Annotated in this window: 21 protein-coding genes, 1 pseudogene and 1 riboswitch; of the genes and pseudogenes, 16 read left to right on the forward strand and 6 right to left on the reverse strand. The window is 37.4% G+C overall.

Annotated features, from left to right (window positions below):
- The first annotated feature begins 118 nt into the window (after nt 1-118).
- The 3 genes from ppdK to QNJ52_RS08350 all read left to right on the forward strand — a co-directional run bounded on the left by ppdK (nt 119) and on the right by QNJ52_RS08350 (nt 4987).
- A complete protein-coding gene (ppdK, locus tag QNJ52_RS08340; RefSeq protein WP_283722294.1) occupies nt 119-2734 on the forward strand; it encodes a pyruvate, phosphate dikinase in 2616 nt (871 codons plus the stop codon).
- Nucleotides 2735-2752: 18 nt separating this feature from the next.
- On the forward strand, nt 2753-3574 hold the full coding sequence (locus QNJ52_RS08345; RefSeq protein WP_283722295.1) for a pyruvate, water dikinase regulatory protein: 822 nt from the start codon (nt 2753-2755) through the stop codon (nt 3572-3574).
- A 96-nt stretch (nt 3575-3670) separates the two neighbouring features.
- Nucleotides 3671-4987 carry an APC family permease gene (locus tag QNJ52_RS08350; protein WP_283722296.1) on the forward strand — a complete coding sequence of 439 codons (1317 nt, stop codon included), beginning with the start codon at nt 3671-3673 and terminating at the stop codon, nt 4985-4987.
- Between the two features lie 17 nt (nt 4988-5004).
- Here the strand turns inward: QNJ52_RS08350 and QNJ52_RS08355 are convergent, their stop codons facing one another.
- Nucleotides 5005-6048 carry an NAD(P)H-dependent flavin oxidoreductase gene (locus tag QNJ52_RS08355; RefSeq protein ID WP_283722297.1) on the reverse strand — a complete coding sequence of 348 codons (1044 nt, stop codon included), beginning with the start codon at nt 6046-6048 and terminating at the stop codon, nt 5005-5007.
- Nucleotides 6049-6164: 116 nt separating this feature from the next.
- On the opposite strand from QNJ52_RS08355, the pseudogene QNJ52_RS08360 reads away from it, so the two are divergent.
- Nucleotides 6165-6290: pseudogene (locus tag QNJ52_RS08360) on the forward strand (VOC family protein); the annotation flags it as partial.
- 107 nt (nt 6291-6397) lie between these two features.
- Nucleotides 6398-7354, forward strand: a complete 957-nt coding sequence (locus tag QNJ52_RS08365; protein ID WP_219493743.1) for a CorA family divalent cation transporter — start codon at nt 6398-6400, stop codon at nt 7352-7354.
- Between the two features lie 47 nt (nt 7355-7401).
- Here the strand turns inward: QNJ52_RS08365 and QNJ52_RS08370 are convergent, their stop codons facing one another.
- From QNJ52_RS08370 to QNJ52_RS08380, 3 genes are all read right to left on the reverse strand, one after another.
- Nucleotides 7402-7602, reverse strand: coding sequence for a cold-shock protein (locus QNJ52_RS08370; protein ID WP_101141384.1), 201 nt, complete (start codon nt 7600-7602; stop codon nt 7402-7404).
- A 294-nt stretch (nt 7603-7896) separates the two neighbouring features.
- A complete protein-coding gene (locus QNJ52_RS08375) occupies nt 7897-8097 on the reverse strand; it encodes a cold-shock protein (RefSeq protein ID WP_086041794.1) in 201 nt (66 codons plus the stop codon).
- A gap of 298 nt (nt 8098-8395) precedes the next feature.
- A complete protein-coding gene (locus tag QNJ52_RS08380; protein ID WP_219493744.1) occupies nt 8396-9343 on the reverse strand; it encodes a DMT family transporter in 948 nt (315 codons plus the stop codon).
- 265 nt (nt 9344-9608) lie between these two features.
- On the opposite strand from QNJ52_RS08380, the gene QNJ52_RS08385 reads away from it, so the two are divergent.
- From QNJ52_RS08385 to thiC, 8 genes are all read left to right on the forward strand, one after another.
- Nucleotides 9609-10007, forward strand: coding sequence for a CidA/LrgA family protein (locus QNJ52_RS08385; RefSeq protein ID WP_219493745.1), 399 nt, complete (start codon nt 9609-9611; stop codon nt 10005-10007).
- Nucleotides 10004-10675: an LrgB family protein gene (locus tag QNJ52_RS08390; protein WP_283722298.1), complete on the forward strand. Its 672-nt coding sequence runs from the start codon at nt 10004-10006 to the stop codon at nt 10673-10675. Before QNJ52_RS08385 ends, QNJ52_RS08390 begins: the two co-directional genes overlap by 4 nt.
- 176 nt (nt 10676-10851) lie before the next feature.
- Nucleotides 10852-12210, forward strand: coding sequence for a dihydrolipoyl dehydrogenase (gene lpdA, locus QNJ52_RS08395; protein WP_283722299.1), 1359 nt, complete (start codon nt 10852-10854; stop codon nt 12208-12210).
- Nucleotides 12211-12226: 16 nt separating this feature from the next.
- Nucleotides 12227-13177 (forward strand): thiamine pyrophosphate-dependent dehydrogenase E1 component subunit alpha, encoded by a 951-nt coding sequence (locus tag QNJ52_RS08400; protein ID WP_283722300.1) that lies wholly within the window; start codon nt 12227-12229, stop codon nt 13175-13177.
- A gap of 6 nt (nt 13178-13183) precedes the next feature.
- Nucleotides 13184-14215 carry an alpha-ketoacid dehydrogenase subunit beta gene (locus QNJ52_RS08405; protein WP_283722321.1) on the forward strand — a complete coding sequence of 344 codons (1032 nt, stop codon included), beginning with the start codon at nt 13184-13186 and terminating at the stop codon, nt 14213-14215.
- A 10-nt stretch (nt 14216-14225) separates the two neighbouring features.
- Nucleotides 14226-15533: a dihydrolipoamide acetyltransferase family protein gene (locus QNJ52_RS08410; protein ID WP_283722301.1), complete on the forward strand. Its 1308-nt coding sequence runs from the start codon at nt 14226-14228 to the stop codon at nt 15531-15533.
- 107 nt (nt 15534-15640) lie between these two features.
- Nucleotides 15641-16057, forward strand: coding sequence for a hypothetical protein (locus tag QNJ52_RS08415; protein WP_219493754.1), 417 nt, complete (start codon nt 15641-15643; stop codon nt 16055-16057).
- 52 nt (nt 16058-16109) lie between these two features.
- Nucleotides 16110-16210, forward strand: a riboswitch (TPP riboswitch).
- A 63-nt stretch (nt 16211-16273) separates the two neighbouring features.
- Complete coding sequence (gene thiC / locus QNJ52_RS08420) at nt 16274-17989, forward strand: phosphomethylpyrimidine synthase ThiC (protein ID WP_283722302.1); 1716 nt, start codon at nt 16274-16276, stop codon at nt 17987-17989.
- Between the two features lie 74 nt (nt 17990-18063).
- On the opposite strand, the gene QNJ52_RS08425 is transcribed toward thiC, so the two are convergent.
- Nucleotides 18064-18567 (reverse strand): DUF402 domain-containing protein, encoded by a 504-nt coding sequence (locus QNJ52_RS08425; protein ID WP_283722303.1) that lies wholly within the window; start codon nt 18565-18567, stop codon nt 18064-18066.
- A 160-nt stretch (nt 18568-18727) separates the two neighbouring features.
- Here QNJ52_RS08425 and QNJ52_RS11565 point away from each other — a divergent pair, with 160 nt between their 5' ends.
- Nucleotides 18728-18874, forward strand: coding sequence for a DNA-3-methyladenine glycosylase I (locus QNJ52_RS11565; protein ID WP_481817295.1), 147 nt, complete (start codon nt 18728-18730; stop codon nt 18872-18874).
- Nucleotides 18875-18922: 48 nt separating this feature from the next.
- On the opposite strand, the gene QNJ52_RS08430 is transcribed toward QNJ52_RS11565, so the two are convergent.
- The gene (locus tag QNJ52_RS08430) at nt 18923-20050 is read right to left on the reverse strand and encodes an MFS transporter (protein ID WP_283722304.1); all 1128 of its coding nucleotides are present in this window, start codon (nt 20048-20050) and stop codon (nt 18923-18925) included.
- A 175-nt stretch (nt 20051-20225) separates the two neighbouring features.
- Here QNJ52_RS08430 and QNJ52_RS08435 point away from each other — a divergent pair, with 175 nt between their 5' ends.
- Together QNJ52_RS08435 and QNJ52_RS08440 are read left to right on the forward strand one after the other, a co-directional pair.
- A complete protein-coding gene (locus QNJ52_RS08435; protein ID WP_283722305.1) occupies nt 20226-20726 on the forward strand; it encodes a GNAT family N-acetyltransferase in 501 nt (166 codons plus the stop codon).
- Between the two features lie 242 nt (nt 20727-20968).
- Complete coding sequence (locus QNJ52_RS08440) at nt 20969-22321, forward strand: YjiH family protein (protein ID WP_481817296.1); 1353 nt, start codon at nt 20969-20971, stop codon at nt 22319-22321.
- Nucleotides 22322-22452: the final 131 nt, after the last annotated feature.

A 22452-nucleotide genomic window follows, 5' to 3' on the forward strand; every position in this document is an offset into this window, starting at 1 on the left:
TTGATGAGTTATCAATTTATGATTGTCATTTTCTTTTTAATGTGACATACTAATTATTGTATTAGTATGACCTATTAAAGCGAATGGTATAACACATTAATTATATGAGGTGAATGATTTGAATAAAAAGATCTATGCTTTTGAAGAAGGTAAACAAGATATGAAGGACTTATTAGGTGGTAAAGGTGCGAATCTTTCTGAGATGATGCGCCTCGGTTTACCTGTTCCTAATGGTTTCACGATTACGACTGAAGCCTGTATTGAATATCTTGCACAAGGTGAGCAGTTAACAGATGGTTTATCAAATGAATTAAAGACATATATTAAAGGTTTAGAAGATAAGACAGGTAAGGCTTTCTCTTCTAAAGAAAATTTATTACTCGTATCTGTGCGTAGTGGTGCGAAGATTTCGATGCCAGGGATGATGGATACAATTTTAAATTTAGGGTTAAACGACGAAAATGTTGAAAGTTTAGCTCAAGTGACGAACGATGCACGCTTTGCGTATGATTGCTACCGTCGTTTGCTACAGATGTTCGGTAGTGTTGTATACAATATCCCGATGGAGGCCTTTGAAGGTTTCTTTGAATCATTCAAAAAAGAAAAAGGCCATCAGATTGATGCAGATATTCCTGCTGAAGATTTAAAGGTGATTGTCGAGAAATATAAAGAAATTTACGTTGAAGAAGCGTATAAGCCTTTCCCACAAGAGCCGTTTAAACAGTTGACAGAAGCGATTGAAGCGGTATTCAAGTCATGGAATAATGATCGTGCGCGTATTTATCGTGACTTAAATGAAATTCCTCATGATATCGGTACAGCGGTAAACGTTCAGGAAATGGTCTTCGGAAACAGTGGAGACCGTTCAGGTACAGGTGTAGCCTTTACACGTAATCCAGCGACAGGTGAACATAAGTTATACGGTGAGTACTTACTCAATGCACAAGGTGAAGACGTTGTTGCGGGAATCCGTACACCGAAAGAGATTGAAACATTAAACGAGCAGATGCCACAAGTGTATCAGGCATTTGTTGATGTCACGAAGAAATTAGAAGCGCATTACAAAGATATGCAGGATATTGAGTTTACCATTGAAAACGAAAGATTATTCATTTTACAGACGAGAAATGGTAAACGTACAGCAAAAGCTGCGATTAACATCGCTGTAGATATGGTACATGAAGGTGTCATTTCTAAAGAAGATGCCGTTGCAATGGTAGATGTGAAATCAATAGATCAGCTGTTACATCCTAACTTTAATGAAGATGCATTAAAAGATGCAGAATTAGTATCAGATAAAGGTTTGCCAGCTTCTCCTGGTGCTGCAACAGGTATTATCGTCTTCTCAGCATTAGATGCAAAAGCGAAAGCTGAAGCAGGTGAAAAAGTTATATTAGTTCGTCCGGAAACTTCTCCAGAGGATATTGAAGGTATGATTGCTGCTGAAGCGATTGTAACGACACATGGGGGTATGACGAGTCATGCTGCTGTAGTTGCCCGTGGTATGGGGAAATGCTGTGTAACTGGATGTTCAGATCTTGAAATTAATACGAAAGAAAAATACGTAAAATATGCTGGTAAAACGCTATCTGAAGGTGATGTAATCTCAGTTAACGGGTCAACGGGTGCTGTATATATCGGTGAAATTGAAACGACGAAAGCTGAAGCAAGTGATGTCTTTGAAGAATTTATGGGCTGGGCAGAAGAAATCGCACGTTTATCTGTACGTATGAATGCTGAAACTGAAGGCGATATTAAAGCGGGCTATTCATTTAACGCTAAAGGTATCGGTTTAGTACGTACTGAACATATGTTCTTTGGTGAAGAGCGCTTAGTCGAAATGAGACGTTTCATCTTAGCATCTACATACGAAGAGCGTGTAGAAGCATTAAATAAAATTAAAGTGTATCAAACAGAAGACTTTGAAGGCATCTTTAATTTATCCGGGGACCGTCCGTCAATCGTCCGTCTATTAGATCCACCATTACATGAGTTCTTACCGAAAGGTGGAGAGGAAGTTAAGGCAGTTGCAGATCAGTTAGGTGTAACGACAGACTTCCTGGAAAAACGAATCAGTGAATTACATGAATTCAACCCAATGCTCGGTCACCGAGGTTGTAGATTAGCAATTACTTATCCTGAGTTATATGAAATGCAGACTGAAGCAATTATTACAGCTGTGCTTAATCTAAAACAAAAAGGGAGTGAAACGAAACCGGAAATCATGATTCCGTTAGTTTCAACATCACAAGAATTTGTTATCTTAAAAGATGTCGTAAAGAATAAAGCTCAGGAAATCATGGATGCAAAAGGTGTACAAGTTGACTACCTAATTGGTACAATGATTGAAACACCACGTGCATGTTTAGTTGCAGGCGAACTTGCTGAGCACTCAGAATTCTTTAGTTTTGGTACAAACGATCTAGCACAATTAACATATGGTTTCTCTCGTGATGATGCAGGTAAGTTTATTAATGAATATATCAACCGTGAAATTCTTAGCGTCGATCCTTTCCAAACATTAGATGTAGAAGGTATGGGACAATTAATCAAGATTGCAGTTGAAAGTGCGAAATCAGTGAATCCATCGATTAAGATCGGGGTCTGTGGTGAGTTAGGTGGAGATCCTAAATCAATCCATTTCTTTAATGGCTTGGACATTGATTATGTATCATGTTCACCATTCCGTGTGCCAGGCGCAATTCTTGCAACAGCTCAAAGTCAGGTGGAATAATATCGGGAGGCAGTACATTTGAGTAAGTATGAAGAAGACGATCTATTGATTTATATTGTTTCTGATTCTATCGGTGAAACAGCGGATAGAATGCTCCATGCAACATTGTCCCAATTTCCTAAACTAACTTCTGTCACAGTCAAGAAGTTCTCGTTTGTAAAGGATGCAGAAGCGTTTAGAAATATATTGGAACTCGCGCATGATAAAAATGCAATTGTTGTTACAACACTTGTTAATCCGGACTTTAATGAAATAGGTAAAGCGTATGCTGAAGAAGTTGGATTATCATATATTGATTATATGACAGGTATGATTAAGGTGATTGAGCATCATACGGATATGGAAGCAAGACATGAAAGTGGTGCATTACGTAAGTTGGATAGCGATTACTTTAAGCGTATTGAAGCGATTGAGTATTCGGTGAAATATGATGATGGTAAGAACTTTAATAATTTAAGTGAAGCGGATGCATTGATTATAGGGGTATCAAGAACATCAAAGACACCACTCAGTATGTACTTAGCAAATAAAGGGTACAAAATTGCCAACATCCCGCTCGTGCCGGAATCACCAATCCCAGAATCAGTATTTCAAGAGAAAAACTTAAAAGTGATTGGTCTTACCGCAAGTCCCGAATATATTATGAACATCCGTACTGAACGCGTGAAAATTCTTGGGCTGACAGGTCAAGCAGAATACAATAATCTGCGTCGTATTAAAGAGGAGTTAAGTTACGCAGAAGAAGTGTTTAATCGTCTGAATGCAACGGTAATTAATACGGAATTTAAGTCGATTGAAGAATCTGCATTTTATATCGAGAAATATTTAAATAAAAAATAAACCGCTATTGTTAAGCGCAGCAAATTTATTGCTGCGCTTTTAACAATTTAAAGCAAGAATATGCTATCATGATAAATGCTCAAAAAGGAGGATGTTATGGAAAATAAAAATATAATTCAAAAAAATATTGGATTCTTTCCGGCACTTGCACTCGTTATGGGAACTGTTATCGGTTCAGGTGTTTTCTTTAAAGTATCCAATATAACAGAAGTGACAGGAACACCAGGAATGACTTTGCTTGTATGGCTGCTAGGAGGATTGATTACAATCTGCGCTGGCCTTACAGTCGCAGAGCTTGCAGCTGCAATTCCAAGGAACGGTGGATTGACAACATATATAGAATATACTTATGGCAAATTTTCAGGGTTTTTGGCAGGATGGGCACAAAGTTTTATCTACTTTCCAGCGATGATTGCAGCACAGGCAATTGTATTTTCAGAACAAGTACTCAACTTATTACATCTTAAAGACGGGTGGATTGTGCCAGTTGCATTTATTGCAGTGGCTTCGATTTACCTGATCAATATTATCGGATCTAAGGCAGGTGGTATTCTGCAGTCTGTAACGCTAGTGGTTAAACTTATTCCCTTGATCGTTATCATTATATTCGGTTTGATGAATACTGGAGACGTTGAAGTATCGCTTGCACCGAACACCGGAGATACGGGAATTAACTTCTTTACAGCGATTGGTGCAGGGTTACTTGCAACGATGTTTGCGTATGATGGCTGGATTCATGTCGGTAATATTGCCGGGGAAATGAAGAATCCAAAGCGTGACTTGCCGCTTGCAATTGTTCTAGGGTTAGGATTAGTTACTGTAATTTATTTATTAATTAACGCAACGTTCTTATATACATTGCCGATTGATGAACTTAAAGGGAATTTAAGTGCAGCTACAGATGCATCAGAAATTTTATTAGGAGATATGGGTGGAAAACTCGTTACGATTGGTATATTAATTTCAGTTTACGGTGCATTAAATGGCTATACAATGACAGGAATGCGTCTACCTTATGCTATGGCAGAGAAGAACATCCTGCCATTTAAAGAATCATTTATGAAAGTGACAACGGCAGGCATTCCTTGGTTCAGTGGACTGGTACAAGTTATTATTGGAGCGATCATGATTACTTCACGCTCGTTTGATGCAATTACTAATATGCTTGTATTCGTTATCTGGGCGTTCTACGTGATGGCGTTCTATGCAGTGTTTATACTAAGAAAGCGTGAAAGTGAGTTGGAGCGACCATACAAAGTTCCGTTATATCCATTGATACCAGCCATTGCAATTATTGCAGGTTTATTTGTAATGGTGAATACATTATTCACACAACCAGTATTAGCGATTGTTGGGATCATTATAACGTTGCTTGGAATACCGATTTATAAGATGAAGATTAGAGTGAGATAATAAAATGTATCAGTCTATCAATAGGCTGATACATTTTTTATTATTTCACTAAATATTTCTTTAGCAGTATTATTCTTTGCAAGTCTAGGAGCCTGTCCACACCATAAATGGAGATCCTCTACTTGATAATGCAAGGCTGCTTGTTTTCTTAATGAGCTTGTTAAATCATTTTGATACGGATATGGTAGAATGTCATCGTTAAATTTTTCTAATTGAGAGATCAGGAGATTCTTGATACCACGGGCTTCTTTGCCGCTTATTGCTTTCGTCAGTACAGTATCGGTTTCTGATGCATTGAATATTGCTTCTTTATGAATAACAGGCGCCTTGCTTTCTTTGCTTGTTAAAAAGGCGGTACCCATCTGAACACCGGATGCACCGAGTGCGAGAGCAGCATTTATTCCACGATGATCCATTATGCCACCAGCTGCTATGATGGGGATGTTAATTACGTCAGCAACTTGTGGGATTAAGGCAAACAGACCGATATTGTTTGTCGTTTTGAAATTTGCACGATGTCCACCTGCTTCATAACCTTGAATGACGACTGCATCCATTTTTGCTTGTTCACAAAGGAATGCTTCTTCGACTGAAGCTGCGCTGCCAATAACTTTAATATCATTGGATTGTAACTTAGAAATCATCTTGTTGTCTGGAATACCGAACGTGAAGCTTACAATAGGGACGTGCTTTTCAATAATGATATCAATCATCTGCTCAAATGATTCATATGTGTGTGATTTTATGTCTGGCACATTGAGATTATATTTAGAGTAATACGGCTCTAAAATCGACTGCATTAATTTAATAGCACTTTCATCTACATCAGGATGTTCGGGAACGAATAAATTAACAGCAAAAGAATTTTGTGTTAGTTGATGTACTTCATTAATTTCAGTTAACAGTTGTTCATGGTTCATATAGCCCGCACCAATCGTACCAAGGCCGCCTTCGTTGCTGATCGCTGCTACAAGCTCAGGTGTGGTCGAGCCTGCCATACCTGCTTGAATGATTGGATAATCTATATTTAATAAGTTGCATATCAGATTTTGATTAGACATCTCAGGACTCCTTTCTATATGAGTAAAGATATCATAATTACAAATGTGCGAAAAAGAATTTGATTATATATTGTGTTACATTAAATGGAATTACACTATACACTTAGAAGTCTATCATGACACGATTAATTCCATACTTAGTATTTGAAAGTACAAAAGAAGCTTTAGCATATTATGAAGACGTATTTGGTGCAACAGAAGTAAATCGTTTACCAGTAGGAAAAGAACAAGCTGAGCAATTCTTGTGTGGTGTTATGGGTGCGCTGGATGTTTAACGGTAACTAAAATTATTTTAGAGCAGATAATCAGCTCTTCTTTTGTGCTATATTATCATTAAAGGGGGAGAGAGATGACGCTAACAATAATGTATCAGAACAAAGAACATTTACTTAAAAAAGTAGAACATGACGAAGATATCCCACAGGATGCATCTTTTATATGGTATGACTTTGAAGGTGCGAATGAAGAAGAACGCCTGATATTTGAAAAGCATTTTGAATTGAATGAGCTGACGATTGAAGAAGTAATCAATAAAAAATCACGACCAAAATATAAGAAGTTTCCAACATATGAATATCTCGTATTCCAGAAAATAGAAAAGTCAACGTTTGAAGCAGAGACAATCAATATCCTCATGAAAGATAATGTTCTTATTACATATCACGACGAAGATAATGAGCCGTTAGATGAATTGGATGCAGTTGCACAGGAGCTAGAAGAGAATGCACCAGACACTTTAACGCCACATACGGCAACGCTGATGTTGCTTGATAAGATTGTAGACTTTTATACAGAGATTGTTGAAGAGATAGAGACGAAAGTGCTTGAATTTGAAAAAGGACATGCGAATGATCGCATGAAGAACTATATTATGAATGATATATTTGAGCTACGCTCGGAAATGATAAAGACAAAGGGCATTATTGTTCCGATGAGCGAACTCATAGATGAGATAGAAACTGATGATACGTTGATTCAGACGAAACATGATCATTATTACATCCACCATATTAGAGATCATGTGATTAAGCAGCAGAATATGATAAAGAATGCACATGAACTGACCGATGAAATCAGAAGTAACTATGAGTCATTTAATAACTATCGGATGAATCGTGTGATGCAAATTCTTACCTTGGTTTCTACAGTATTTCTACCACTTACTCTGATCGCAGGGATATATGGTATGAACTTTGAATATATGCCGGAGTTAAAGTGGCATTATGGGTATTTCACTGTGTTATTCATCATGTTTTCCATCATGATTGGGTGCATGATTTATTTTAAGAAGAAAAAATGGTATTAAAAAAACAAGCACTCACAATTGTGAGTGCTTGTTTCCAACATTAAATATTATAATTTAACGATGTTAGCAGCTTGAGGTCCACGTTGACCTTCTTCGATATTGAATTCAACTGCTTGACCTTCTTCTAAAGATTTGTAACCTTCACCTTCGATAGCGCTGAAGTGAGCGAATACGTCGTCTCCGCCTTCAACTTCGATGAATCCAAAACCTTTTTCTGCGTTAAACCATTTAACTGTACCTTGTGTCATAATAATGACCTCCAAAAAATTATTAAATAATATCTAATGTTTTACAAAGAAAACTTCACACATTACAAAAAGTTTCGACTAAACACGATTACTCTTTGTAATATGTGAAGTTCTTTGTTTCTTGCATATGTTCGATATATTTGTACTAAGTATATAACGGATATTCTATGTTGTCAATGAAAGATTACTTTTAAATATTGAATAGAAGCGATAAAGGGCTTACGTATCATGTTTAGATACATAAAATAAAAAAAAACGAGTACTCTTATGAGTACTCGTTTCCAACATTAAATATTATAATTTAACGATGTTAGCAGCTTGAGGTCCACGTTGACCTTCTTCGATATTGAATTCAACTGCTTGACCTTCTTCTAAAGTTTTGTAACCGTCTCCTTCGATAGCACTGAAGTGAGCGAATACGTCGTCTCCACCTTCAACTTCGATGAATCCAAAACCTTTTTCTGCGTTAAACCATTTAACTGTACCTTGTGTCATAATAATGACCTCCAAAAAATTATTAAATAATATCTAATGTTTTAAGAAAAAACACTTCACATATTACAAAAATAGTCGGCTTACATGATTACTTAGGTAATATGTGAAGATCCTTTGTTTCTTGCATATGTACGATATATTTGTACTAAGTATATAACGTATATCTAGATTTGTCTACAAAAAGTAGTCATAAAAATCCAAAATGAGTAAATTTATATTATAAAATTCATATAAAATGGATGCCCATTACAGTGGGTATAAGCTTTCGTCAAATTTTCATTCATCAAAAATATTTTTTCTAATTCATACGAATTAATACGATAGCTAAGAAGATAAAGGCTAATCCTAGATATTGGACCCCCGTTACTTTCTTCTGTTTAGCACCGATCCATCCAAATGAATCAAGCAAGATGCTACAAATGATTTGTCCAGATAAACAAATAATTACAACGAGGCCTGTGCCCATGATTGGGACTAGATATGACATACCGAATACGAAGAAAGAGCCGAGTATCCCACCTATCCAGATCCATTTCGGTTTATCTTTGCCGATAGCAAAGCGAATCTGAGTGATTTCCTTTCTTATAATAGTTACGATGATGAATAAAAATATGGTACCAACTAAAAATGAAACGAATGCTGCATGTACGGGTGATGCCAATATACTGCCGAGTTTTCCATTAATTGCAGATTGAGTGGCCATGAGCATGCCGCCTGCAATCCCGGTAATCTGAAACGGCAACTTTGATTTAGTATCTTCTTCGAAATCCATATAGGCCTGTTGTTTGCGTTTTCTTAACCATTCGGGTAGTGCGATAACCATTACAACACCAGCGACTAAGATTAAAAGTCCAGCACACCTTAGCAATGTCAAGTGGTGCATCGGTGCTTGGAATAGCCCGAAGTGATCAATCATGATACTCATGATAATTTGGCCCATAATCGGTAATACGACAGTCTGCACGCCCCCAAGCACAGGAAACAGTAGGATATTTGCAGTAAGGCCAATTAACCCTAATAATCCCCCAAGCCATATCCATCCGGGTTCCTCTATGAATATTGAAGGATGAATAAGTACAGTATGTTTAGTAAATAAAGTGATAAAGAATAAAAATATTGTACCCACACTAAAAGATACAAACGATGCAACAAACGGTGACAGCACATAGCTTCTTAATCGTGAATTAACAGCTGTCTGAATCGGTACGACGATACCTGCGGCAAGCGCAAATAGAAAATAAAACATATTAGTCTCTCCTTTTATATATATAGTACTTAAAAACAACGATAAACGCCATATCTGAAAAAACGAGAGCGTAGCTACAGTTCTTGAAAGAATCTTTTTTTACTTTTATGAAAATATTTCAATACCTTGATTTCAAGTATTGACGGGTTTATAATAAAATATAAATTCATTTGTTATAAAAAAATATAAAATATTATTTTATTTACAATTTGTTCATCATTTAATGAATGCTGAACAAATTGTAAATAATGATGGAGGTTAGAAATTGGAAAAGCTATATCATTATTTATACTGGACATTGCGCGTTGTGCTGCAGGTAAGTTTGCTCACTTTGTTTTATCTGGCGGGAGAATTTGTTAACGCACATACATTAATCACAATTCCAGGCAGTTTGATCGGATTGATTCTTTTATTTATTGCCTTGGAAATAAAGGTTGTTCGTCCGGAATGGCTCGGTTTAGGTGTCAATGCACTGCTTAAGATTATGCCGATATTGTTTGTACCAACATTAGTAGCACTTATGAACTATGGTCCACTTTTTATGAAGAGTGGTTTATTTCTAATGTTTGATCTGGTACTTTCTTCGCTTATTATCTTCTTTATGACAGGATGGTTTACACAAATGGCGGTTAACTATAAGAAGAAAAGAGGAGAGTCTCTATGATAGAAACATTAAGTTTATTATTTCTTACTATAATATTATTTACAGGAGCGGTTGCACTGAACAAACGTTATCCTAAAGTATGGACATTGCCTATCTTCACAGTAAGCGGGTTGATGATAATCATACTTATTGGTTTTCATATTCCTTATAAAGAGTATCAGCATGCGACTGCGATTTTCAATTTTCTATTAGGACCTGCAATTGTAGCTTTCGCATTGCCGCTCTATCAAATGAGAAAAGTAGTAGTAAAATATCTCCACTTCATTGTAGCAGGCTTCACTATGGGGCTTATGGTATCGCTTTTAGCAACATATTTGCTTGCTATGGTATTGCCACTAGATAAGACACTTGTGCATTCACTATGGGAGAAAAATGTGACATTGCCTGTTGCGATGAATATTGCATCTTCTACTAATGGTAGCGTAGCGTTAACATCCATTGCTGTGATTATTAGCGGCTGCATTGGATTTAGTTTCGGGCATAAGGTGATGAAATGGATGAAAATCGATCACTTTGTAGCACGTGGTGTCGCCATGGCCGCGGTTGCACATGTATTTGGTACAAACACATCAATGGCACTTAGCAAAGAAGAAGGTGGTATCGCACTTGTAACGATGATTGGGACCGCAATACTTGCGAGTATTGTTATACCAATGTTAATTATGTGAGTAATATCACGAAATATAATGATATAAGATGAATTTTTCAAAGAACGCCGTTATAAGGCGTTCTTTTTTATTCACAAAAATTTAACTAAATATTCTGAACAATTAATTGAAAACGCTTACTTTTAGGTGTAGAATTGAACTGTATAAAATAATGTATCGGAAAGAGGGTGTTAAGGTTGAAGGAAAAATACGATGTTGCAGTAATCGGTGGTGGCCCTGGTGGATATGTCGCAGCGATTCGTTTAGCTCAGTACGGTAAGAAAGTTGTGCTCTTTGAAGCAAACAATCTCGGTGGTACATGCTTAAACGTTGGCTGTATACCATCAAAATCATTACTTAGATCTGCTGAAATCGTCGAAACTATAAAGCGTTCAGAAGAATTTGGCGTAATGAGTAAGGGATTTAATATTGATTACAAAGTAATTAAGTCACGTAAAGATGAAATCGTTAATCAACTTGTTACCGGTGTAGGTTACTTACTCAAGAAAAATAATATTACAATAAAAAATGAGTATGTTGAATCTATTGAGCAGTCAGAAGTTTTAACGAAAGAAAATCGTTATGATGTATCACAAATTATTTTAGCAACAGGTTCAAAACCATTTGTCCCTAAAATAGCAGGTATTGATGAAATAGAGTTTGATACGACAGATACAATATTCCAATGGACTGAACTACCGGACAAAATGGTTATCATTGGTGGTGGTGTCATTGGTGTTGAAATGGCACAAGCTTTTGCATCATTTGATGTTGAAGTTACAGTGGTTGAAGTGGCTGAAGAAATTTTGTTAACGGAAGATAAAGCAGCGCGTGATCTTGTGAGAAATCACTTAAAAGACCAAGGCGTCCATATCATTGAGCATGCTTCGATTAAAAAAATCGAAAAAGGAATGCTTAAACTTCAAGATAAGACGATACCTTTTGACAAAGTATTAATTGCAACAGGTAGAAAGAATAATTTGGAACTCGCAAAGAAATTAAACGTAGCTTTAAGTGAAAATCAAAAGTTTGTTGAAGTTAATGAAAACATGCAAACAAGTATAAAACATATATATGCCATCGGAGATATCATACCAGGATTGCAGTTAGCACATGCAGCTAGCCATGAAGGTAGCATTGCAGCAGCCCATATCTGTAAAGAACCATTTAAAGCTGGGGATAGTAACGCAGTACCGCGATGTGTCTATACGACACCAGAAATAGCTTCATTTGGTATGGATTTAGAAACAGCACTTAACCAAGGCTTTGATGCACATGTTTATCAATATGATCTCTCAGGAAATGGTAAAGCAATGGCTTATGGCGATACGCAGGGCTTTGTAAAGATTATCAGTGAGCAAAAGTATGGAGAAATTCTAGGGGCTGTCATCTGTGGTCCACATGCGACCGAATTAATCAGTACCATACTCGCAGTGAAAGAATCAGAAGGTACGGTGTTTGAAATGAAAGATCAAATATTTGCGCATCCAACAGTTTCAGAATCTATTGGAGAAGCGAGTCTAGATTATTTTGATTTAGCAATTCATAAACCTTAAGTAGGAGGAGTTAATTATGGAAAAAGAAAAAGCATTATGGGTTTATCGTAAAATGAATGAAATCCGTGAATTTGAGGATGAAGTGCATAGAATATTCTTAACAGGGGAAATCCCTGGATTTGTCCACTTGTATGCCGGTGAAGAAGCAGTAGCAGTAGGCGCTTGTGCAGAATTAACGGATGATGACTACATCACGAGTACACACAGAGGACATGGTCATGCGATTGCAAAAGACTGTGATATTCTCGGAATGATGGCGGAAATATTTGGCCGCAAAGATGGCCTGAACAAAGGGAAAGGGGGGTCTATGCATATTGCTGAAGTTGAAAAAGGAATACTTGGTGCAAATGGTATTGTAGGTGCAGGATTCCCATTAGCAAATGGCGCAGCATTATCGATAAAAACGTTAAAGCAAGATGCTGTTGCAGTATGTTTCTTTGGAGATGGTGCATCTAACGAAGGTACTTTCCATGAAGGGCTTAACTTCGCATCGATTTTAAACTTACCTGTTATCTTTATCTGTGAAAATAATGGATTTGGCGAAGCAACCCCCCATAGTTATGCTTCTGCTTCAGAAACAATTGCAGAAAGAGCGTCAGCATATAATATGCCGGGTCATCTAGTGGATGGTAAAGATGTAACTGCTGTCAATGAAAAAATGATAGAAGCGGTGAAAAGAGCAAAAGCAGGTGAAGGCCCAACATTGATTGAATGTAAAACATATAGAAATTATGGACATTTTGAAGGAGATAACCAAAGTTATAAATCGGATAAAGATGAATTACGTGAAGTAGATCCGATTACGATTTTTAAAGATAAGGCACTTGAAGCGCAGTGGTTTACTGAAGAGGAAGCCAAAAAAATTGAAGACGAAGCAAAAGCGTTAATAAAAGAAGCGGTTGAATTTGCAGAAAATAGTCCATTACCAGATGAAGCATCTTTACTTGAAGATGTTTATGCAGATTAAGGAGGAATAATAATGAGTAGAGAAATTACTTATATGGCTGCAGTAACTGAAGCTATTGATCAAGCGATGGAGAAAGATGAAACAGTCATTCTGTTAGGTGAAGACGTTGCCGGTGGGAATACGATTGAACATCTTGAAGGCGATGAAGCTTGGGGAGGTGTATTCGGTTTAACGAAAGGTATTGTCGGTAAGTATGGACGTGAGAGGGTTATTGATACACCAATTGCAGAACAGAACTATGTGGGTGCAGGAGTTGGTGCAGCAGCTACAGGGCTGAGACCCATTGTTGAACTGATGTTTAATGATTTCATCGGATATGCGTTAGATGCACTTCTGAACCAAGGGTCAAAGATGCGTTATATGTTTGGTGGCAAAGCTAAGATTCCGATGACTTTGAGAACCGTTCATGGTGCAGGCGCTTCTGCTGCTGCTCAACACAGTCAATCATTATACGGAATGTTTGGTGCGATACCTGGAATAAAAGTTGTGGTGCCATCAAATCCTTATGATGCGAAAGGCTTACTTTTAGCTGCAGTAGAAGATGATAACCTCGTCGTATTTTCTGAAGATAAAACTTTATATGGCATGAAAGGTGATGTGCCTGAAGAATATTATACAGTGGAAATTGGTAAAGCGAAGATTATTAGAGAAGGAGAAGACTTGTCGATTGTTGCAATCGGTAAGATGGTCCAAATTGCTCTAGAAGTTGCAGATGAACTGGAAGCTGCAGATATTTCAGTCGAAGTTATTGATTTAGTTACTGTTTCTCCATGGGATCAAGAAACAGTACTTAACTCCGTGAAGAAAACGAACCGCCTTATCGTGATTGATGAAGCAAATCCTCAGAGTAGTACAGGGCACAGTATTTCAGCTGTCGTCGGCGATAAAGCTTTTGATTATTTAGACGGACCTGTCAAAGTAATTACTGCACCTGCGACACCAGTGCCATTTGCATCAAATTTAGAGAAACTATATATTCCAAGTAAAGAACGTGTTCTAGAAGAAGCAGATGAAATAATTCAAGACTTAAGAAAGTGAGGTGTGATTCATGAGTTCAAGAATAAATATGCCGAAATTAGGAATGACAATGACAGAAGGTACTATAGATGAGTGGTACAAATCAGTCGGAGATGAAGTGAAAAAAGGTGAAGCGGTCTGTATGATTGCTTCTGAAAAACTAACTTTAGATGTTGAAGCACCTGAAGATGGGATTTTAACAGAAATTACAGTGGAAGCTGGAGGCAGAGCTAAAGTTGGAGAACAGATGGGATTGGTTGGAGACTCATTAGAGGATAACCAGTCTCCTGAACGTTCAAATCAATCGACTGATGATGAAGCGATAAGTGAATCAGGTGAAGAAACGAATGAAAGAGCCGCAATAAAGGATGCGGCCGAGAAATCTCCTAGCTTTAATAGAAGTCATGAGGATGAATTGAATAAGAAAGCACGCGATGAGGACACTCCTACATCACAAAGTAACTCTGAAAGCAACCGAATCTTTATTACCCCACTTGCCCGTAGAATAGCTGAAAGCAATGACATCTCAATTGAAGAGGTTACAGGGACTGGCGGTAATGGCAGAATCACAAAGAGAGATATAGAAAAAGCAATTGATCACGTAAAAGTAAGTTCGACGACTGAGTCTACTGAAGCTACTCAAGTAACGGCAGAAGGCAAGCCATTATCGAATATGAGACGTGCGATTGCTGACAACATGATGCATAGTTTACAGTCAACCGCACAATTAACGTTGCACCAAAAAGTAGAAGCAGATGCGTTGCTGAAATTTAATAAGAAGTTAAAAAAAGAGGTTAGCAACAATGAATTAGATATTAAAGTAACAGTTACCGCACTGATTACAAAAGCCGTTGCATTAGTACTTAAAGATGATGCAAGAATGAATGCAACTTACAGTGATGAGAAGTTATATCATCATAAAGATGTGAATATTGGAATTGCAACAAGTCTGGAAGATGGACTGATGGTTCCAGTGATCCATAACGCTGAAAGTAAATCTATAGGTGAAATTTCAAGTGCCATCGAAACTTTATCTGCTGCGGCGAGAAATGGAGAGTTGTCTCAAGGTGCAATGAAGGATGGAACATTTACCATCACAAATATCGGTGCAGGCGGTATAGAATACTTTACACCGGTACTTAATGCACCGGAAGTTGGGATACTAGGGGTTGGTTCATTACAAAGTGAAGTAGCATTAAAAGACGGCAAACCGTATGAGAAAAAAATGCTACCTCTGAGTCTCACTATTGATCATCAAATTATAGATGGTGCAGATGGAGCAGAATTCTTGAGTCGTATTAAAACATTTATCGAGCATCCATATTTGCTGATATTGTAGATAGAGAGGGCATAGCCCTCTCTATATTATTTTGAACATGCACAAAAGATGTATAATTCAGCGACTTAACGTATAATAAAGGTAATTGACTTAATGGAGGAATTACGATGAACAAATGGATTAAACGTGGAATCGTTGTCGGCGCGGTTGGTTTTGGTGCCGTTCAATCAGTGAAATATTTAAAGCAGAATGAACAAGTGAAACAACGTTTGAATGATCTTAAGAATATCAAAGAATATAATGATCTGCGTATTGCACTGATGGAGGTTATTGAGGCATTTAATAACCCTAAGCAACTAGAATCGAAATTTGCAGAAGATGTGCATACTGAAAGCAATGAACAGACAAGCAACGCGCAAGCTACACATACAGAAGAGCCTTTCATTGCAGATGCAGTGAAACGTGTATTGGATACAAAAGCCGTTGAAGATCTTCTTGGTGATAAAGCTGATATCGATATGATGAAATCATTGATCGATGAAACGAAAGAAGTAGAGAAGCTCGTGCGTAGCTGGTTTAATTAATATTTGCAACATGAACAAATCAGTGGTATTGTTTATGTGTACAACTTAATAAGACGATTGCTAGGGGAGCTCTTATGAGCTGAGAAAGGAATATCCTTGACTCTTTGAACCTGTTTGGTTAATACCAGCGTAGGGAAGCGAGCGTGTATACTTATGATATTTTTTGTCGTGAAACTTCACCTCCTAGTAATGAATCTAACTAGGAGGTTTTTTTGTATGGTAAATTTGAAGAAGTCATTTCCAGCAAGTAAGAGAATCTTTAGAGCGGGTAAGGGCGAGGATACGGATATTAAAGTATCTTTCCGTGAAATTACATTAACGGATACTGTGACAGATCAAGGTACTACTTCCAATGCACCAGTTGTTGTCTACGATACGGGTGGTGTATATCATGATGATGCGTATAATATTGATGTTAAGCGCGGTATCCCTAAATTACGTGAACGATGGATTGATAGCCGTAACGATGTAGAACGATATACAGGACGCAGAGTACTTGCGGTTGATAATGGTTTTAAAGATATCACGCATAATAAGTTTGTAGAGACGCCATTTAAGTATGATCCAAAACGTGCGCGTGATGACAAAAACGTGACACAGATGCATTATGCAAAGCAAGGAATCATTACGAAAGAGATGAAATTTGTCGCGATTCGTGAGAACGTCGATCCTGAATTTGTACGTAGTGAGATTGCAAGAGGGCGAGCAATTATTCCGAACAATATTAATCATCCAGAATCTGAACCGATGATTATTGGTAAGAACTTTAAAGTGAAGGTTAATGCGAATATCGGAAACTCTGCAGTATCATCATCTATCGAAGATGAGATTGAAAAGATGGTGTGGGCGACACATTGGGGAGCAGATACGATTATGGATTTATCTACAGGTAAGAATATTCATGCGACACGTGAATATTTACTGAGAAATTCACCGGTACCTGTTGGAACAGTACCTATTTATCAAGCATTAGAAAAAGTGGATGGCATTGCTGAAGATTTAACGTGGGAAGTGTATCGAGATACATTAATTGAACAAGCTGAACAAGGCGTAGACTACTTTACAATTCATGCAGGTGTATTGTTAAGGTATGTGCCGATGACAGTAAATCGTCTGACTGGTATCGTGTCACGTGGAGGTTCGATTATGGCACAGTGGTGTTTAGCTCATCATGAAGAAAGCTTCTTATACACACACTTTGAAGAAATTTGTGAAATCTTAAAGACTTATGACATTGCAGTATCACTTGGTGATGGTTTAAGACCAGGTTCAATTTATGATGCGAACGATGAAAGTCAGTTGGCGGAACTGAAGACGCTTGGTGAACTAACGAAGATTGCCTGGGCACATGACGTTCAAGTGATGATAGAAGGACCAGGACATGTGCCGCTTCATAAGATCAAAGAGAATCAGGAACTTGCAGATTTCTATTGTAATGAAGCACCATTCTATACGTTAGGACCATTGACGACAGATATTGCACCTGCATATGACCATATTACATCAGCGATTGGCGCTGCAAACATCGGTTCATACGGAACAGCGATGCTATGCTATGTTACACCGAAAGAACATCTCGGACTACCGAATAAAGATGATGTAAGAACAGGTGTTGTAACATATAAGATTGCTGCACATGCAGCGGATCTTGCGAAAGGCTTACCAGGTGCTGATGAACGAGATAATGCTATCAGTAAGGCACGCTTTGAATTCCGCTGGATCGATCAGTTTAATTTGTCGCTAGATCCAGAACGTGCGAAGGAATATCATGATGAAACACTATCTGCTGAGGCGGCGAAAGTCGCACACTTCTGTAGTATGTGCGGACCTAAATTCTGTTCGATGCGTATTTCCCATGATTTACGTAAAGATAAAGGAATGCAGGAAATGGCTGATAAATTCAAAGCACAAGGTAGTGAAATTTACTCTTAGAATTTGCTGTGAATCGGAGCGCAGTTTATTCATATATAAAAGCACCACCCTTATACCAGACCGGGGGTGGTGCTTTATTTTATGTAGTCATTGAAATTTTGTACATTGAAAGGAAATTTATCTGCTTCAATATTATTTTTCAGTTCTTGTAAAGAAACGAGTGCGAAATTTGCGAGTTGAAATGGATAGTTGAACTTTGCACTATTTTCCAGGAACATATCGTTATTTCTAAGGATCCATTCGTCACTATCTGTCTTCACATAGTCCAGATCTAAGTCTAGATAAGCAATGTTCCCATCTGTATCGCGCTCACAAGGAGAAGAAATGTTACAAAATATCTTGACCGGCTGATAAGTCTTATCTAAAGCGATAGAAACAGAATATCCGTGGATTTTTGAAAGAAAATGGAGCGTTTCATACTGCAATGGAATATCAATATTTCTAATAAAGTGTCGGAGTATTGTCGTTTCATCACAGATGACAAGAAAGTATTCATCTGTTTCTTTTATCAGGGTACCTTCTACCTCGATGTGAGGTCGTTGTGGATATTTGTGGGATTTAATCTTTAACTGTTCCAACAATGCCCCTCCTTATCTTATTGTGAAGTACAAATCCAATTATAATATGAATTGTAAGCCTTTGCATAGTGAGAGAAAGAATATTTATAAAGTATTGGTAAACATTTACGAAACTTTAAATGAGCTGTAACACGATTCTGATAACTATCTAGTAATATTAGTGGAAATCGTAAGAATGATACGTAATCGCTTGAAAGTACTCAGTATAATGAGTAATGTACAGGTATTTATGAAAGTAAGGGAGCAGTATGGAACGTTTGATCGTTATATATGGGTATCTCGGTGCAATTGGTATCATTCAGGATAAACTGAAATAGAATAAATAAAAGTGCTGAACCTATGGGTTCAGCACTTTTTATCTTTTGATAGTATAGGCGAGTACGATACAAATCACTGCTAAACATATTGAAACATAAGGTGTAATCGCAACATCAAAATTATTGATAATGATGCCTCCAATAAGTGCACCAAATCCTATACCAGCATTGAGCGCACTCATATTCCACGCCATAATACTGCTGGAATCTCCTTTAACCTGTTTAATAATCCCGATTTGAATTGCAGGGTTCGTACTCCATTCAAATATATTCCAGATGAGCATCACGATAAGTAACAATGCAAATACAGGTAATGATAATTTAAATAGAAAGATAGACAACGTATACATCGTTAATGCGATCAATAACCATTTTCTGCTGCCCATTTTATCAGCCATTCTGCCGCCGAAGCTCGTGCCTGCGATACTTCCGATACCACAAACAAACAGTAGAATCGAAACTTGTTCTAACGTATATCCTTCATTTAACATCATCGGACTGATGTAAGTGAATACAATATAATTAGAGGCTAATATAAAGAAGGTGATACCGATATACTTTGCAGCTTCTTTCGGATAGAGCAGTTTTGAAGATTTATCTTCATCTTCTGATGTCTTAATTGTATTAGGAAGCTGGAACATTAAGAGTATTGTTGCAATAACACTTACGAGTACAATCATCCAGAATGTTGCACGCCATCCGAGCATTTCACCGAGCTTTGTCCCTATTGGAACACCGAATACATTTGCACCGCTAAAACCGATATAGACAAGACCGAGCATCTTACCTCGCTCTCGGGGGTCACTCAAGATTACAGTGAGGGCAAGCAACTTCACGACAATGATACTGGATGCTGCTGATGCGATGATACGCCCAATTACAATAATCCAGAAATCGTTACCTACAGCATTGATTATATTACCGATAATAAATATGATCATGCTAATTAAGAGTACCCATTTTGGATTGTAGCGTTCAGTAAGTTTGACGAGTATTGGACCGCTAATTGCTACTGTAAATGCATAGATTGTGACAAGTTGACCAGCAAGTGCGCGAGAGATGTGCAGATCATCGCTAATCAAAGTGAGAATACCCGCAACGACGAGTTCTACCATCCCCACTACAAATACGCTAAGTATAAAAGTAAAGAGTTTGAATTTTGACATAATAGATCCTTTCAATGTTTGAATGCATTAAGATTATACCAATATTTGATAAATTAAACACGCATAAGAAATTAAAATAAAATATTCAGATAAACGGTATTGTTCATTGTCAATTGTACGAAAAAATTGCATAATGAAGATGAAAAGGTTTTCATAATTGGAAGGAGTGGTCAAGATGATTAGAGAGATTACACAAGTAGACCTACAAGATGCCGTTGACCGCATAGCAGAAATTTATTTGACAAACTTTAACGACCGTAGACCGTTAAGGGAAATGAGCAATGATATTTTAAAACTGAGTGAGCATCCAGGATTTAGATGCTTTATTAGTACACAACTTGGGACAATCGATGGTTATTTATACGGTTATATGAGCGGACGCGATCAGTTTTATAGACAGTTACTGGACCAGTTTTTGTCACCCGCACAGCAAGGAATGCTTGATGGTGCATTTGAAGTCGTTTCTATCGCTGTAGATAAGCACTTCCATAAGAACGGAATCGGTACACAGTTATTAGATGCACTGCCACCAGGAAAGTACTATTTAACGAGTGATGTACATGATATTGGTGCCAATGCATTCTATTATAAGAACGACTGGACACTGCTCAAAGGAAATATGTATTTACATCCTAATATACCGCATAAGAATTTATATTATAAAGAAATAAAATAGCAGCTAGAAGTGTAAAAAAGCCCTTATAGAAGATACGCTGGAGTGTAAATTTTATGAGGACTTTTTTATGAGACAACGCTTATATGAATGTAAACAAGACACTTATGCATATAAAATGAAGAAATGTTTTAAAAGATTAGAAGTATAAAAGATAAACGATTGGAAATTCTTCTTTTCGTACACTATCTTATATGCTAAAATGAATAAATATTAACTTTTGCGTATAAAAAATGGAGGGTATTATGATGCATTCTGATAACAAAACGGGTAAGATGGGGCAGTTTAAATTTATCATTCCTAGTCTTATCGGTATATTCTTATTTTTAACGCCACTCAATGTTGAAGGTAAGACGAGTTTGCCCGTTGCAATTTTAGCAAAGTGGCTGTTATCGACTCTCGGTAATTTCACACCAACTTTAATCTTCATCGTTATTATTCTTTCTACGTTACTAACATTTTACTTTAGTTTTATTAACCATCCGAAGACGAGTTATTTCAAACAACTGTTCGAGGTGAACTGGATCTGGTTTATTATCCGTCTTATGGGTGCCATTTTTGCAACCATTGTCTATTTTAAAATGAAAGTCCCATTTGTTGATACTGAAAATACAGGTCAGCTCATATATAGTGGATTATTACCGACACTAATCGCTGTATTTTTCTTTGCGGGATTATTTCTGCCATTTTTAATGGACTATGGATTACTGGAATTTCTTGGACCGATGTTCTCTAAGGTGATGCGTCCCCTCTTTACATTACCGGGACGCTCTGCAGTGGATAATTTAGCTTCATTTATTGGAGATGGGACTGTAGGCGTTATGATTACATCTAAACAATATGATGGGAATTTCTATACGAGACGTGAAGCAACAGTCATTGCGACAAGCTTCTCCGTTGTGTCAATCACGTTTGCGATAGTTGTATGTGAACAGATTGGACTAATGAATCACTTCTTCTATTTCTATGGAACTGTTATTGTGTCATGTTTAGTTGCAGCGATGATTATGCCGCGTATTTGGCCGTTATCGAAGATTCCGGACCATTATGCTGATGGAACGACTGAAATTAAAGAGGAAGTGATTCCTGATAATCATAATGTCATCAGCTACGGGTACGAAAATGCGACTAAGACAGCAATTAAAGCACCTGGATTTAAAACATTCTGGTACCAAGGATTTAAAACAGTAGGAGATATGTGGTTTGCGGTACTACCTGTCGTAATGTGTATCGGTACAGCAGCAACAATCATTGCTGAGTATACACCGTTCTTCCAGTGGATTGGAATGCCGTTCGTACCTTTATTAGAGTTACTCCAGATCCCTGATGCAGTTGCAGCATCTCAGACAATATTGATTGGTTTTGCAGATATGTTCTTACCTTCAATACTTATTACAGATTCTGAATATGATCTTACACGTTTTGTTATCGGTGCGCTAAGTATCTCTCAGCTGATTTATTTATCAGAAGTGGGTGGTGTTATATTAGGCTCTAAAATACCGGTAAGCTTACCTAAGCTATTTGTCATCTTCTTGATGAGAACCATCATCTGTTTACCGATTATCGTGTTAATGGGACATTTACTATTTAGTATATAAAAAGGTCGTGACACGAGCGTTCAGACACGAGTAAAATCGCGAAAAGATTGCAAGAAACGTTCTTTGTTTCAAGCAATCTTTTTGATTTTGTGGAAGTGTCTGCTCGTGGAGCGCCGTCAAAAAAGGTCGTG

The organism is Macrococcus sp. S115 (assembly GCF_030067655.1).
Taxonomy (GTDB): Bacteria; Bacillota; Bacilli; order Staphylococcales; family Staphylococcaceae; genus Macrococcoides; species Macrococcoides psychrotolerans.